The following is a 13565-nucleotide window of genomic DNA, read 5'->3' as shown; positions in this document are numbered from 1 at the left end:
GGATTCTGGCTTCCACCGGCAGCAACCGATAATTGTCAGCATGGGCAATGAAGCGCAGACACACGATCTCGACCGAATGAAGATGCGCGGGCGGATCATGCGCCGCTCCGCATCATTCAACGTCGCTCACGCCGTCGACGACCTGGGGCCGGGCACTGGAGCCCAAAGCATCCAACGGGCCCTATCCCTTCTGGGCCTGGTCGGCATCATCAGCAGCGAGAACTCCAACGGTGCGCCCCTCAGCGAGATTGTGGCGATCAGCGGTCGCCCCAAGGCCAGCGTGCATCGCATGCTCAACGCCCTCATCGCCATGGGATACGTCGAACGATGCGAGGACGGCGGCTACCGCCTCGGCGTGCAGTCCCAGATCATGGGACAGCTGGCCCAGAAATCCGCCGACCCCGCACTCGAGGAATCAGAATCGAGTCTGCTCAGGCTCGCCGAGCTCACCCAGGACACTGCCTTCCTCACGATGCGCACCGGCAGCTACTCGATCTGCGCCCGCCGCGAGGACGGCTTCGGCCCGATCTTCAACAACGCGCTGGCCGTGGGTGATCGCCACCCCTTGGGCATCGGCGCCGGAAGTCTTGCCATCATGACCCAATTCACCGACGCCGAGGTGGATGCCACCTTCGATGCCAACTCAAGAATCTTCGCGGACCGTTACCCCGAAGTCTCGGTGCCCAGGCTCAAGGAGATCATCAGCCGGGGCCGTCGTGACGGGTTCGTCCACAATCCCGGGCTCTTCGCTCAGGGATCCTGGGCGATCGGCGTGCCGGTCAGGGTCAAGGGCAGGAAACCGCGCGCGGCACTGTCGATCGCCAGCATCGAGGAGCGCATGACCGGGGCTCGCGTGTTCGAACTCGCCGAGCTGCTCCAGCACGAAGCTCGCCAGATCGCCGAGGCTGTGAGCAGCGTGGAGGACCAGCCATGACCAACGATGCGCACCCACACGAGACCACCAGTCCACGCGATGTTCCGGGCTTCCGCCTCGGCGATCCTGGTGACGTCGTCATCCATGCCGGGCCCCGACTGAGTCCGCGAATCGTCTCGGTGCCGACTCGTCATGCAGAGCATCTTGTCGATCTCGTCGCAGGTGATGACCTCTTCGACTCCGTGACCGTCCTCCTGGAGACACTCGACGTCTCCGGGCTGATGGTGGAGTTCCTTGACGGCGAGTTCGGTCGGATCAACTATGTCTACCCGGCCTATGGGCCCGATGCCGAACACCCCATGTCCTTCACCACCGAGTTCCGCCACGAGGGGCCAGCTGTGCTGCGCCATGCCTCGGCGACGGTGGGTACGAAGAACGGGGAACCATTCGCTCATATCCATGCTTCTTGGTTGACCGAGGAGGGTCTGGCCGAGGGCGGTCATCTGCTGCCCGGCACGCTCGTCGGGCCAAAGGGCATGCGCCTGCGCGTCTTCGCTCTCGCCGATGCGCAGCAGCTCAGCGAGACCGATCGGGAGACCGGGTTCTTCGCGTTCGCACCGACTGCGCGGCACTCCCCCGCCACCGAATCGGCTCAAGAGCCAGAGTCGGCGTCTGCATCGGCGTCGACCGATGCCGTCATTTCCCGTGTCCGTCCCGGCGAGCTCATCGATGAGGCGATCGTGGCCATCTGCCGTGAGGCCGGCTTCGATTCCGCCGAGGTACGGGCCAGTCTCGGCAGCACCACCGGCGCCGTGTTCCTTGATGGAACCGCACCGTGGCCAGCCGTCGAGTTCACTCACCTGACAGGATCAGTCCGTGGAGCCCTGGGTGACGACGCGAAGGTAAGGCTCGACGCGGAAGTCGTCGATGTTGACGGTGAGGTTCACGCAGGACGGTTGGCTATCGGGGCGAACCCTGTGGCCGTGACCTTCGAGCTCCTCGTCCTGCCGACGACCTGTCCATAGACCCCGAAATGGGGTTCACCGGCCTCATTTCTGGGCCGGTAGGCGGCAAGTGACTTCAGCAGTCGCGAACCGCGCGCGCCGGTGACGGGGTGCAGATCCATGACCGCGCAGCGTGGGATCGGTCCTCCGACCCGAATGCGACTCTCGCCGAATGTCATCTCGCGGCCGTTCCACGTCTCCTCTTGATAGGGGACGTCCGTCTCGACGAGCAGTGTCGCTCTGAACCTTGCCGCTTCGGCAAGCAGATCAGGATGCCCAACTCTCTCGCCGAGATCACGAATCGAGGCTGTGGTCACGATCGTGATCGGCTCCCCGAAGACGACGTCTCCGCGTGGCACATGAGCCAGTCGCACGGGCTTGCCCAGCCAGGCTGACAGCAGCGCATCGTGGAGACCCTGGGTCAGCTCCGCCTCGACGGGTCTGCTCCAGTAGTCGCAGGTCAGCACCTCACCTGATGGCTCCGGTACGGCGCAGACCGAGCGTCCATCAGGCAGTGTGACCTCCAGTTGGGCACCGTGAAGCGCTGCCGCAACCGCGACCAGCGACGGGTGCTGCACGGTCCTCAGGACCTGTCGTGTCTCGGTGTCGACGAGGCAGTATCGCCGGTCCCCCACGGGCCCGTGCTCATCGAATGAGGCCGCCGGCTGCGACTGGTGCCTGGTCCCCTTGATCGGGGTGAACCCGATGGAACGGACGTCGAGAACATCGTCCGGGACCGAGGCCGCTGACGAGGGTGAAGCCGGGGAACTCACGACATCACTGCCCCACCGTCGATGCGCAGGATCTGGCCGGTGGTGAAGGCCGCGCCATCGCTGGCGAGGTAGGCGACCGCCTCGGCGATCTCAGCCGGTGTGCCCATGCGATCCAGCGCCTGGTTCGAGGTGTCGTAGTCCTGACCTGCGGTCAGGGCGGATTCGACCGGGCCCGGTGCCACCGAGTTGCAGCGAATTCCCTGCCGACCGTACTCCTTGGCCACCCACTTCGTCAGCGCGATGATCCCGCCCTTGCTCGCCGCATACGCCGGTCCCGAACGCGCACCAGCATCACCATCAGACATGGCGCCGCCGTTGATGCCCGAGATCGAGGAGATGTTGACGATCGACCCACTCCCGGCGTTGATCATATGCGGGTGGACTGCAGCCTTGATGAAGTTGAACGTCCCGCCGAGGTTGGTATCCAGATCACGCTGCCACTGCTCGGCAGTGATCTCATCGATCCCGATGCGGGCCGCGGTGCCGGCGTTGTTGACGAGGATGTCGATCCCACCGGAGGACTGAGCGAAGGATCCCACGGCTGCGGTGACCGCCTCGGCGTCGCGGACATCGAGCTCGAAACCGGTGAAGGTCTGTTCGGGAAACTGCTTCGACAGACTCTCAGCAGCCGCCTCGGCGCCCTTGAGATCGACAATCCCGACCGAGGCTCCGCGCCTGGCCAGTGAGGTCGCAATGGCCAGGCCGATGCCCTGGGCAGCACCTGTGACCAGGGCCGATTTGTTCGTCAGCAGAAAGGGTTCCATGGTTCTCCTTGAAGAGTCGAGAGTCAGACCGGGTGGTGTCGTGGACTACGGATCTAGCCGACGCCCAGGAGGTCGGGCAGCCAGTTCGAGATCGCCGGGATGTAGGTGATGAGCAGCAGGGCGATGATCGCGCAGATGAGGAACGGCATGACTCCGCGCACCACCTCTTCGAGCCTGACCTTGCCGATGCCGGCCCCGACGTAGAGGTTGAGTCCCACGGGCGGGGTGAACAGGCCGATGGCGAGGTTGACGGTCATGAACACACCGATGGTCGTCATGTCCACGCCGACTTCGAGCAGGATGGGCACGAGGATCGGGATGAACAGGTAGAACGCGCTGATCGCGTCGACGAAGGCGCCGACGATGAGCAGGATGATCGTGATCACCGCGAGGATGAGGAACTTATTGTCCGTGACCCCGAGCACCGCGGCCGACACGGTGTCGGCGATGCCTTCGACGGTGATGACGTAGGAGAAGAGGCTGGCCACACCGACGATGAACATGATGACGGCAGTCGAGACTCCCGATTCGAGGAACACCTTCGGCAGGTCCGGCAACTTGAGTTCGCGGTAGACGAAGAGTCCCACCAGCAGAGCGAACACGGAAGCCACAGCACCCGCCTCGGTGGGAGTGAAGATTCCGCCGTAGATGCCGCCGAGGATGATGACGGGAATGAGCAGACCCGGAATGGCCTTGACAAGGGCGGCGAGGAACTCGCCGAAACTGCCCTCGGCGTGCGCACCCGTGCCGGACTTGATGCCCGTACCGTCTCCGGTCGTCACCCCGGATCCCGCCGAGGTGGCCGGACCGTTCGTCGAACTCGACGTTCCAGCTGTGCCGGCCTTGAGCAGCCGAGTCTTCGTCGCACCGCTTCCTGCCGCCGTCGACGACGAAGATGCCGTCGAGGACCCAGCGGTCGATGTCGAGGATACGACCGCCTCGGCGCCGTTGGTGGCCCCTGGAGCGGTGCCCGTGGCCAGCAGTCCCGTGTTCCGCTTCGTTCCCTGGCCCGATTTCACAGGCAGGCCCGCCAGTTCGCGGACGCGGGGGACGAAGAGCGCGGCGATGAAGAACGCCACGGCCATGATGACACCGGGCACGATGCCGGCGATGAAGAGTCGGGTGATCGAGATCGACCCGAACTCCGAGGCGACGACGGCGAAGATGATGAACGCGATCGAGGGTGGAACCACGATGCCCATCGAGCCCGAGGCCGCGACGAGGGAAACGGCGTGCTTCTTCTGGTATCCGTTGCGGATCAGTGCGGGGATGAGGATCGCACCGATCGCGGCCACCGTGGCCGGTCCGGATCCGGAGATCGCGGAGAAGAAGAACGCGGAGATGATCGTGACCGCGGCCAGGCCGTGGCTGAAGCGACCGAAGACTAAGAACGCGAGGTCGACGAGGCGCTGGGAGATGCCCGTGTACTGCATGACGATGCCGGCGAGGACGAAGAACGGAATCGCCAGCAGCGTGCCCGAACTCATCGACGGGAACATCACCGAGGGCACCACGTCGAGGACCTGAAGTCCGTCGGTGGTGATGAGGACGGTGACGGCGGAGAGACCGAGCGCGAACGCCACGGGGATACCCAGGGCGAGGAACAGGAAGAAGCTTCCGAACAGCAGCAGCGTGATCATTTGCGGCCTCCCTGACGGTCGGTGGTGTGGGTTTTCAGCTCTGCTTCGTCGATGACGGGTGCGGCTTCTTGCGCCATGCGCTCAGCGACCGCCTCGGCGGAGGTGTCCTCATGCAGCGATACCCGAGCCGCCTGCAGCGTGCGGATGATGCCGAGCAGCCCGGCCAGCGGGATGGACAGGGTGAACAGCCACTGCGGGATGCCCAGCGACGGGGTCGCACGACCGCGAACCATCTGGTGGATCATCATCTCGCTGCCCCAGAAGAGGAGGACGGCGAGGAAGACGATCATCAGGGACGCGCCGATGATGATGAGGGATCTGCGGATTGCCGGCTTCGCGTTCTCCACCAGGTAGCTGAACCCCAGGTGAGCGCCGAGGCGGATACCCACGACCGCACCCATCATCGTGAGCACGACGAGGAGGTTGATCGTGATCTCCTCACTGAAAGCCAGCGAGGCCTGGAAGGTGAAGCGGGAGACGACGTTGACGAAGGTGACGAGCACGATCACCATGAACGAGGCGATGACCACCCAGTCTTCGAACCATTTGACGATTTTCATCTCAGAGTCCTTCCGGAATGAACGCTTCGGACATGTCCTGGCCCCAGATCTTGCGGTACTCGGCGTACAGCGGTTCCAGGGTGGTGCGGAACTCGTCCTTCTCGGCCTCGGTGAGTTCGTTGACCTCCATGCCGCCGTCCTTGAGTTCCTTGATCAGCTTCTCCTCGCCGTCCCGGTTCTTCTTGATCTGGAACTCGTTGGCGTCATCGGCCAGATGGCTCACGAGCTCTTGGTCCTCGGCGTCGAGGGAGTCGAAGAGGTCCTCGTTGACTCCGAGGACCAGCGGGTCGTAGGAGTAGTTCCACAGGGTCAGGTAGGGCTGAACCTCCTGCAGGTTCGAGGAGTAGATGACGTCGATCGGGTTCTCCTGGCCGTCGATGGCCCCCTGCTGCAGTGCGGTGAACACCTCACCGAAGGGCATCGTCGTCGGGTTGGAGCCCAGCGACCGGTAGAGGTCGGTGTAGAGACCGAATCCGGGGATGCGGAATTTGAGTCCGTGCAGGTCCTCTGGGGTGTGGATCGGGTGGTGGGTGTTCGTGAGCTGACGCATTCCCGATTCGCCGAAGCCCAGAAGGTGGACGCCGTGTTCGGACAGGTAGTCGGCGTAGACGTCACCACCCTTGCCCGCCAATGCCTCTTGGCCTTCTTCAACGGAGTCGAAGATGAAGGGGGCGGTGACGGTGCCGAAGCGCGGGTCGACGCCCGCGTAGATGATCGGCGAGTTGTAGGAGAAGTCCTTCGCCCCGTCCATGAGCTGTTCGACGCCCGCGGTGGCCTCACCGGCGGAGAGTCGTTCGTTGCCGAAGACCTTGAGGGTGATGCGCCCGTTAGTCTCCTCTTCGAGGTCCTTGGCGAACTTCTCGGCCGCTAAGTACCAGGTGCTCGTCGAGCCGACGGTCACGGTCATCTTCCACCGGTATTTCTGCTTCCCGTCCTCGGTCGTGCCGAAGTTCGTTCCGCAGCCGCTGATCAGCAGGACGAGCGTGACCAGCACGGCGAACCACGTCAGCACGGTCCTCTTCGTCGGTGTTGTCGGCACCCTTGCCTCCATCATTGAGTTGTTCCTGTCTGTCTTCATCGTCGTGACTGCTTCGTCACGGCTGGTTCTGTAAGTCTGTTCGGGCCCGCGCTCTGTTCAGGTCTTCGGGGTCAGGTCTTCGGGGTTCCGGCGAAGTGGACGAGTCCACCATCGACCGGGATGAGCGTGGAGTTGATGTAGCTCGAGTCTTCCGAGGCGAGGAACACTGCGAGTTTCGCAATGTCCTCAGGCTGGCCATCTTTCCCGTTGGGGAGAGTGCGTGCCTGGTTGCGAGCATGTCCTCGACGGAGTCGTAGTGGCCGCTGATCGAGTTGTGGATGAGTGGTGTCTCGATGAGTCCCGGTGCGATGGAGTTCGCGCGGATGCCCTCGGATGCGTACTGGGCGCCGACGACCTTCGTGAGTTCGATAAGTCCGGCCTTCGATGCGGCATAGGCGGGGTAGTCGTAGCCCATGTAGCGCATTCCGCCCACCGAGGAGACCGTGATGATCGATCCGCCACCAGCCCTGCGCATGTACGGCAGTGCCTGCTTCATCGCCGCGAATGCTCCCGTGAGGTTGATGTCGAGGGCCTTCGCGAACCCCGCTGTCTCCAGTGTGTCGAGTCCGCCGTTGACGACGATGCCGACGTTGAAGTGCAGCACCGTGGGCTCACCGAGGCTGCTCGCGCAGTGGTCGAAGGCCGCAGACAGGGAGGCCTCGTCCCCGACGTCGGCGACGACTGTGGTCACACGGGAGTCCAGGTCGCCACCCTCGCCGAGGCGGTCCGGGGAACCGGCCGTCTCACCTGGGGTGCTGGCCTGCCCGAGTGTCGCCCGTGCGTGGTTGAGGGCCGCCCGATCGCGGTCGACGATGCACACTTTCGCGCCGGCAGCGAGGAACGCCTTCGCTGCAGCGAACCCATTGTTGACCTGCCCATCCGGGGTGCCGCAGCCGATGGCCATGACGATTCTTCCGTGGAGATCGCTCATCGTGCGCTTCCCCGCCCTGCCGAGTACTCAGCCTTGAGCTCCTTGCGCGCCAGCTTGCCGTAGGCCGTGACAGGCATCGCCTCGACGAAGTGGATCTCCTTGGGCACCTTGTACGGCGCGAGCGCTGACTTGCACAGGGTGCGCAGGCGTTCGCTCGGGTCAGTTCCCGCGCTCGCGTCCGCACCTGGCTCAGCGCTCGAGCCGGCGCTGGCATTCGCCGCACCACTCGACGCTGGTTCGATGATCGCGATTCCGATCTCTCCCCACTGTGCGTCGGGCACTCCCACGACAACGGCCTGGGCCACCTCGGCGTCGGTGAGGAGGAGTTCCTCGATCTCTCGCGGGTAGACGTTCGACCCGCCGGAGATGTACATATCGGATTTGCGGCCGGTGAGGAACAGGAAGCCCGACTCGTCGAGGTAGCCGACGTCGCCGGTATGGAAGACGCCGTGGGCGAAGGACTCGGCGTTGGCATCGGCGCGTCCCAGGTAGCCCGCGCAGACGGTGGGTCCGGCCACACAGACCTCACCCTGATCACCGGCGGCCAGCTCCCGGCCCGACTCGTCGAGGATGATGATGTCGACCCCGGTGCGGGCTCTGCCACAGGTGCCGATGCCGGCGGAGTCGACGGGAATCGTTCCGTGCTCTTCGGGGCGGAGAACAGTGATCGCACCGGTCACCTCGGCGAGGCCGAAGTACTGCACCAAGCAGGGACCAAGGCGTTGAAGGGCGCGTGACTGGTCGGCTGCGAGCATCGGGGCACCCGCGTAGACGACACGTCTGAGGCTGTGCTCGGCGGGCCCGCGTTCTGCCGGGTAGCCTGCGACGATGCGGTTGAGAATGGTCGGGACCGTGAACGCATTGGTGATCTGGTAGCTGTCGATCGAGTCCCACAGGGTGACCGGATCGACCTTCCCGCCAGGATGGATGACCGAAGGAGTCCCGCCGAAGACCTGCGCGAGCATATGGATGCCTGCCCCGTGTGAGAGCGGCGCGAGTACGAGTGAGGCCCCGTTCTCGTCCTCGACGGGGAAGAGATCGCAGCGATGGTTCGCCAGCACCGCGCCGAGGTGGCGGTGCGTGAACGTGGCTGCCTTGGGTTTACCCGTGGATCCGGAGGTGAAGAAGTACCAGCAGGGGTCATCCTCCTCGACCGCGAAGTCGCCGACGTCTGCAGCACTCTCCGCAGCCGTGTTCGAGGGTGATCCATCTGGCAGATCGCCGATCCACAGCACGGCACCGGTGAAGCCTGCCTGCTTCAGCGCTTCAACGAAGTCAGCGTGGGCGCGGTCGACGATGACGGCTGCGGGTGCGACATCGGACGAGATGCTCAGCAGTTCCTCGGTCGACAGGGCCGCATTCGGTGGGGCGATGACGGCACCGGCACGGATGATGCCCCAGAAGGACTGGATCACCTCGGCGTGGTTGGCCGAGACGAGGAGGACGGTGTCACGCCTGCCCACTCCCCCGTCTTGGAGGGCCAGTGCCAGTGCCTCTGCCCGGTCGTCGAGTTCGCTCCAGGTCCAGCGCACTGAGTGGTCGTCGTCGATGACTGCGGTGCGGTCGGGGATCCGCCGGGCCGTCTGGGTGAGGAAGCGGGAGACGTTGACCCCTCGCCGAGGTGTGGGTGTGAAGTCCTTGGCCGGTGAGGTCTGGGAGATGGCGCGCATCAGCGTGCGCGCTCGAGGATCGAGGCGAAGTTGGATACGGCGGCTCCGCCCATGTTGAAGACTCCTGCCAGTTCGGGATCACGGATCTGGATGCCTGGTGAGCGGCCCGTGAGCTGGGCGGCGGCGAGCGCGTGCATGGAGACTCCGGTGGCACCGATCGGGTGGCCCTTGGCCTTCAGTCCGCCGGAGGCGTTGACCGGCAGCCGCCCACCGACCGCAGAGGTTCCGTCGTCGATGAGGCGGTGGCCCTGGCCGGGTTCGGCGAGTCCGAAGGCTTCGTATTCGAGGAGTTCGGCGATGGTGAAGCAGTCGTGGGTCTCAAGCAGGTCGAGGTCGAAGATGCCGATTCCAGCGGCGTCGAGCGCCTGGGTCATGGCGCGGCGGGCTCCGGCCATCTCCAAGGGGTCGCGCTGGGACAGGGGAAGGACATCATTGGCGTTGCCCATGCCGCGCCAGGTCACGGCCTGCGGTGCTGAGGCGGCGACATCCTCGGCGGCCATGACGAGTGCAACAGCCCCGTCGGAGACCATCGAGCAGTCGGTGCGGCGCAGCGGTTCCGCGACGTAGGGGTTCTTCTCCGAGACCGTGTTGCAGAACTCGAAGCCGAGGTCCTTCTGCATGTGGGCAAGCGGGTTGTGGGAGCCATTGGCGTGGTTCTTCGCGGCAATCCTGGCCAGGGTTTCCGAGTGGTCACCGTAGCGTTCGAAGTACTGGCGGGCGATCTCTCCGAAGACACCGGCGAAGGACTTGAAGTGCTCCTCTTCTTCCCGGTAGCTGGCACTGAGCAGGACCTCGTTGACGTCATGACCAGATGCCTGGGTCATTCGTTCTGCCCCGATGACCAGGGCAGTCTTATGCCGGCCGGCGGCAATGGAATCATGGGCGGCAAAGACCGCAGTCGAGCCCGTGGCACAGGCATTCTCATGCCGGTGCGCAGGTGTGAGGGCCAGTTCGGGGAAGACGACCCCGGGAAGCGCTGCCTCGAATCCCTGCTTGGACAGACCGTTGTTGTAGACGCCGACGTGGATGACGTCGATGTCAGCCGGTTCGAGGCCCGCATCGGCAATGGCCCTTCTGGCGACCTCGGCCATCATCTCGGGAAGAGGCGATTCGGAGCGGCCGAACTTTCCGTGGGACCAACCGATGATCGCAGGCTTGGGCATGGACACTCCTTCGGGTCCGCCACCGAGGTGGGGCAGTCGACAGTAACTCTTGCTGTCATACTTTCGTCAGTCCCAGTTATCGGTCAATACGAATCCACCATATGGAACAAGGAGTGCCTCGGCCGCAGTCGGCGGCACTACGTTGCTAAAGTTGTCCGGTCGCCGAAGCGGCTGCGTGGCCGCCGAAGCTGCGCGGTCCTCGGAGCTACGCGGATCCGCCGCGCATCGCCCGCGCGGTCTCTGCCGGGTCATAGTCCACGGGCACACCGTCAACGAGGATGATGTCACTGGCGATGTGCCGTGACCGCAGCGGAGAGATCTCCTGATAGGCCGGAGAGTCCCACCATGCGCGGGCCTGGTCGAGGCTCGGAAATCCGATAATGACGACGTGCCCGGGCCATGTGCCTTCCCTGACCTCGTGCGGAGTGCCATGCACGAGGAAGCGGCCGCCGAAGGGCTGAAAGGTTCCGCCGATCCTCTCGATGTATTCGAGGACATCGGGATGAGGTTCGGCCTCCTGCAGATGGGCGATCGCGTAGGCGGTCATCAGGGGTGTCCTCCAGTCATCAGGCAGTCGGTCGAAAGCATCGTGCGGGTCCTCGGGAGCGTCTGGCAGGTGACCGGTCCACAGCCCAATTCGGCCCGAATCGCGTCTTGCGACGTCTCGTTTCGTTCTCGCATGTCGTTCCTCTCCTCATTTCTCGTTCCTCATCTGTGTGGACTGCGACCGAGGTGGGTCCACGCAGCGAGAATTCGACTGGCGGGAGACCAAGAACAGCAGGAGTGATCCGAGGACGAAGACGGCCGACGCCAACGGCAAGGCCCCCGGACCGACTACGGACAGCGCGACTCCGCCGATCGCCGCACCGCATGAGACTCCCAGGTAGGTGCTGGAAGTGTTGAGCGCCAGCGCCTGCCCAGCCAGCGGGCCAGCCATCGAGGCCAGACGCGACTGGACGGCAGGCGAATTCCCCATCGCCATCCCACCCCAGAAGGTCATTGCGATGAGGATAAGCCACAGAGGCACGGGTCTGCTCATCCATATCACCGAGAATCCGAGCATCGAGGCGACGATGGCACCGACGCCGATGGCCAGGGTGCGGTCTGCTCCCCATCGGTCGACGGCCTCCCCTGCCAACCAGATACCGAGGATCCCCGCCACTCCAGCGAGGCCGAAGGCGAGCGCACGATCATCGACGTCTGCGCCGGCGACTGCGCTCAGATAGGGAGCGAGATAGGTGAGCATCATCATCGATCCGGTCATCAGCGAACAATTCGCGATCAGGCTCAGGGAGATCCGTCCCTGCAGGAGGACGCGCAGCTGGTCCCGCACCCCGGTGAGCGTGTCTTCCGCGCGGGCCTGCGGCAACGTGATGAGGACGGCGAGCAGCACCACGATTCCGCAGACCCCCATGGTCAGGAATGTCGCGCGCCACCCGAAGACTCCACCGATCCACGTGCCCAGCGGCACTCCGACGGCGATCGATCCTGTCACTCCAAGCGAGATGACCGCGATGAAGCGCCCTGCCTTGTCAATCGGTGCCTGCCGCGCGGCGAAGGCAAAGATCGCCGGGGTCGCAATTGCAGTGGCCAAGGCGGCGACGATGCGCAGCAGCAACAGCGCACCAAATGAGCCCACGACCGCGGCGAGAAGATTCGCGGCGGTGAAGATCAGCAGCGCGATCGCAAACAGGAGGCGACGCGGAAGGCGTGACGTGACGACGGCCGCGAGAGGCGCGCCCACCGCGACCGTCACGGAGAACGCCGTGACGAGCTGGCCCGCCTGCCCCTCGGTGACGTCGAGGTCACGGGCGATTTCGGGGAGTATGCCGGCGATGACGTAGTCGTCGGTGTAGAGGACGAAGGCGGCGGCCAGCAGTACGAACAGCCATCTGGGCATCAGACCGGACTCACTTGATCTGGCGGAGATGGATTCTGCCCGCGCCGGGCAAGGACAGCAGAATCGGGGTTCGGACGCGACTGCAGATACCTGCGCATCACGGCGAGACCGTAGATGCTGCCTCCGGGGACAGCTGCAAGGGCGAGCACGACCACCAGCGGCTGAACGACTGCGTCTTGAGCGAGAACGATCTGAGTCGGGCCCTGGAGGACGACGACACAGCATCCTGTCCACGTCACCAGCCAGGCCGTCCGCGGCCAGCGCGCCAGATGGCGGGAGATCAGTGGGATGACGAACGCGGACACGCCGAGCAGGGCTGTCACCACCAGCACGGTCCGCTGCGCCGGCAGGTCCATGCCCTGCGGTCCGAGACTTCCTGGGCCCATCACACCCCAGTAGGCCATGGCACCGGAGACGGGAAGCATCCCGACTGCGCCACAGGCCACCGCGAAAGCAGAAGGTGCGGACGGTGGAGCAGTCAGCAGGTGTCCCCAGCGATCGACCACATGCGCACCCACGGAGATGGCCATCGCCACGGCCAGGACGCAGAATCCGGCGTAGACAAATCCGAACACCCAGGGGGTCAATCCTTGATCGGCTGGCTGCGTATCCGCGCCGGTGAGTGACTGAATAACGACGCCGAGCGGTAGCCCCAGCAGAATCGGAGCCAGGAGCCCGGCAGCCCCGGCACCGAGGATGAAGATCACCGCCCCGGGAACTCGCCGAGCCCACCTGCAGGTCAGAGCCATGACAAGACCGACAGCGACGAGCACCATTGCGACGGTGACGGTGTTGCCGATGAGGTAGCGGGTCCCATGCATCTCTCCGGCGTCAGCCGCCGATGTCATGCCAACGGTCGAGCCTGATAACCACAGGACCTTAAAGAATAGGTACGGTACCGCAGCCGCGACTGCGGCCAACACCGCGAGTTGCTGCACGAGGCGGGGCAGTCGGGACAACTGTGTCGCCGGCATGAGGACTCCTATAGATATGCGTCTCTAGATGATGTCCTCCAGTCTGTGGCTCTGCTGCAGCCCGAACAATCCCCCAAAGGAGGGAATATGAATGCGTCCGGGCCACCTCGGCGAGGGTCACGCTGTCCACGTCTCTCGGCCGCGGTCGCAGAGGTCCCCATTCTGCTCCCGCCTGCAAACGGGTGGCCAGCACTCATTCTCATCGAAACAACGGCGCCCTGCCGAGACACACAT

The 13565-nt window shown here is 64.6% G+C and carries 13 protein-coding genes and 1 pseudogene; 2 read left to right on the top strand and 12 right to left on the bottom strand.

What is annotated here, in order from left to right; all coding sequences use genetic code 11:
• Nucleotides 1-40: 40 nt before the first annotated feature.
• Nucleotides 41-934, top strand: coding sequence for an IclR family transcriptional regulator (locus PGC08_RS00935; protein WP_009882099.1), 894 nt, complete (start codon nt 41-43; stop codon nt 932-934).
• Entirely contained in the window at nt 931-1899 is a 969-nt protein-coding gene (locus tag PGC08_RS00930) for a PCC domain-containing protein (RefSeq protein WP_127361764.1), read from the top strand. Before PGC08_RS00935 ends, PGC08_RS00930 begins: the two co-directional genes overlap by 4 nt.
• Here PGC08_RS00930 and PGC08_RS00925 read toward each other — a convergent pair.
• From PGC08_RS00925 to PGC08_RS00875, 12 genes and pseudogenes are all read right to left on the bottom strand, one after another.
• On the bottom strand, nt 1818-2651 hold the full coding sequence (locus PGC08_RS00925; protein WP_135447439.1) for an MOSC domain-containing protein: 834 nt from the start codon (nt 2649-2651) through the stop codon (nt 1818-1820). The two genes, PGC08_RS00930 and PGC08_RS00925, sit on opposite strands and share 82 nt — an antisense overlap.
• The gene (locus PGC08_RS00920; protein ID WP_271709269.1) at nt 2648-3415 is read right to left on the bottom strand and encodes an SDR family NAD(P)-dependent oxidoreductase; all 768 of its coding nucleotides are present in this window, start codon (nt 3413-3415) and stop codon (nt 2648-2650) included. The genes PGC08_RS00925 and PGC08_RS00920 overlap by 4 nt, the downstream gene beginning before the upstream one ends.
• Nucleotides 3416-3468: 53 nt before the next feature.
• Nucleotides 3469-5055, bottom strand: coding sequence for a TRAP transporter large permease (locus PGC08_RS00915; protein ID WP_009882093.1), 1587 nt, complete (start codon nt 5053-5055; stop codon nt 3469-3471).
• On the bottom strand, nt 5052-5615 hold the full coding sequence (locus PGC08_RS00910; protein WP_069599212.1) for a TRAP transporter small permease: 564 nt from the start codon (nt 5613-5615) through the stop codon (nt 5052-5054). The genes PGC08_RS00915 and PGC08_RS00910 overlap by 4 nt, the downstream gene beginning before the upstream one ends.
• 1 nt (nt 5616) lies before the next feature.
• Entirely contained in the window at nt 5617-6654 is a 1038-nt protein-coding gene (locus PGC08_RS00905; RefSeq protein WP_271709268.1) for a DctP family TRAP transporter solute-binding subunit, read from the bottom strand.
• A 110-nt stretch (nt 6655-6764) separates the two neighbouring features.
• Nucleotides 6765-6860 carry a hypothetical protein gene (locus PGC08_RS19475; RefSeq protein WP_442868174.1) on the bottom strand — a complete coding sequence of 32 codons (96 nt, stop codon included), beginning with the start codon at nt 6858-6860 and terminating at the stop codon, nt 6765-6767.
• Between the two features lie 128 nt (nt 6861-6988).
• Nucleotides 6989-7597: pseudogene (locus tag PGC08_RS00900) on the bottom strand (SDR family NAD(P)-dependent oxidoreductase); the annotation flags it as partial.
• Between the two features lie 23 nt (nt 7598-7620).
• Complete coding sequence (locus PGC08_RS00895; RefSeq protein ID WP_271709266.1) at nt 7621-9294, bottom strand: AMP-binding protein; 1674 nt, start codon at nt 9292-9294, stop codon at nt 7621-7623.
• A complete protein-coding gene (locus PGC08_RS00890; RefSeq protein WP_271709265.1) occupies nt 9294-10457 on the bottom strand; it encodes a thiolase domain-containing protein in 1164 nt (387 codons plus the stop codon). The genes PGC08_RS00895 and PGC08_RS00890 overlap by 1 nt, the downstream gene beginning before the upstream one ends.
• A gap of 205 nt (nt 10458-10662) precedes the next feature.
• Nucleotides 10663-11004, bottom strand: a complete 342-nt coding sequence (locus tag PGC08_RS00885; protein WP_143924383.1) for a DUF1330 domain-containing protein — start codon at nt 11002-11004, stop codon at nt 10663-10665.
• 147 nt (nt 11005-11151) lie between these two features.
• Nucleotides 11152-12357, bottom strand: a complete 1206-nt coding sequence (locus tag PGC08_RS00880; RefSeq protein ID WP_271709264.1) for an MFS transporter — start codon at nt 12355-12357, stop codon at nt 11152-11154.
• On the bottom strand, nt 12357-13205 hold the full coding sequence (locus PGC08_RS00875) for a hypothetical protein (protein ID WP_271709263.1): 849 nt from the start codon (nt 13203-13205) through the stop codon (nt 12357-12359). The genes PGC08_RS00880 and PGC08_RS00875 overlap by 1 nt, the downstream gene beginning before the upstream one ends.
• Nucleotides 13206-13565 lie beyond the last annotated feature (360 nt).

The organism is Brevibacterium sp. BDJS002 (assembly GCF_028201555.1).
Classification (GTDB): domain Bacteria; phylum Actinomycetota; class Actinomycetes; order Actinomycetales; family Brevibacteriaceae; genus Brevibacterium; species Brevibacterium aurantiacum.
Note: the sequence above shows the minus strand (reverse complement) of the source record. Positions and strands in the feature narration are given on the sequence as shown.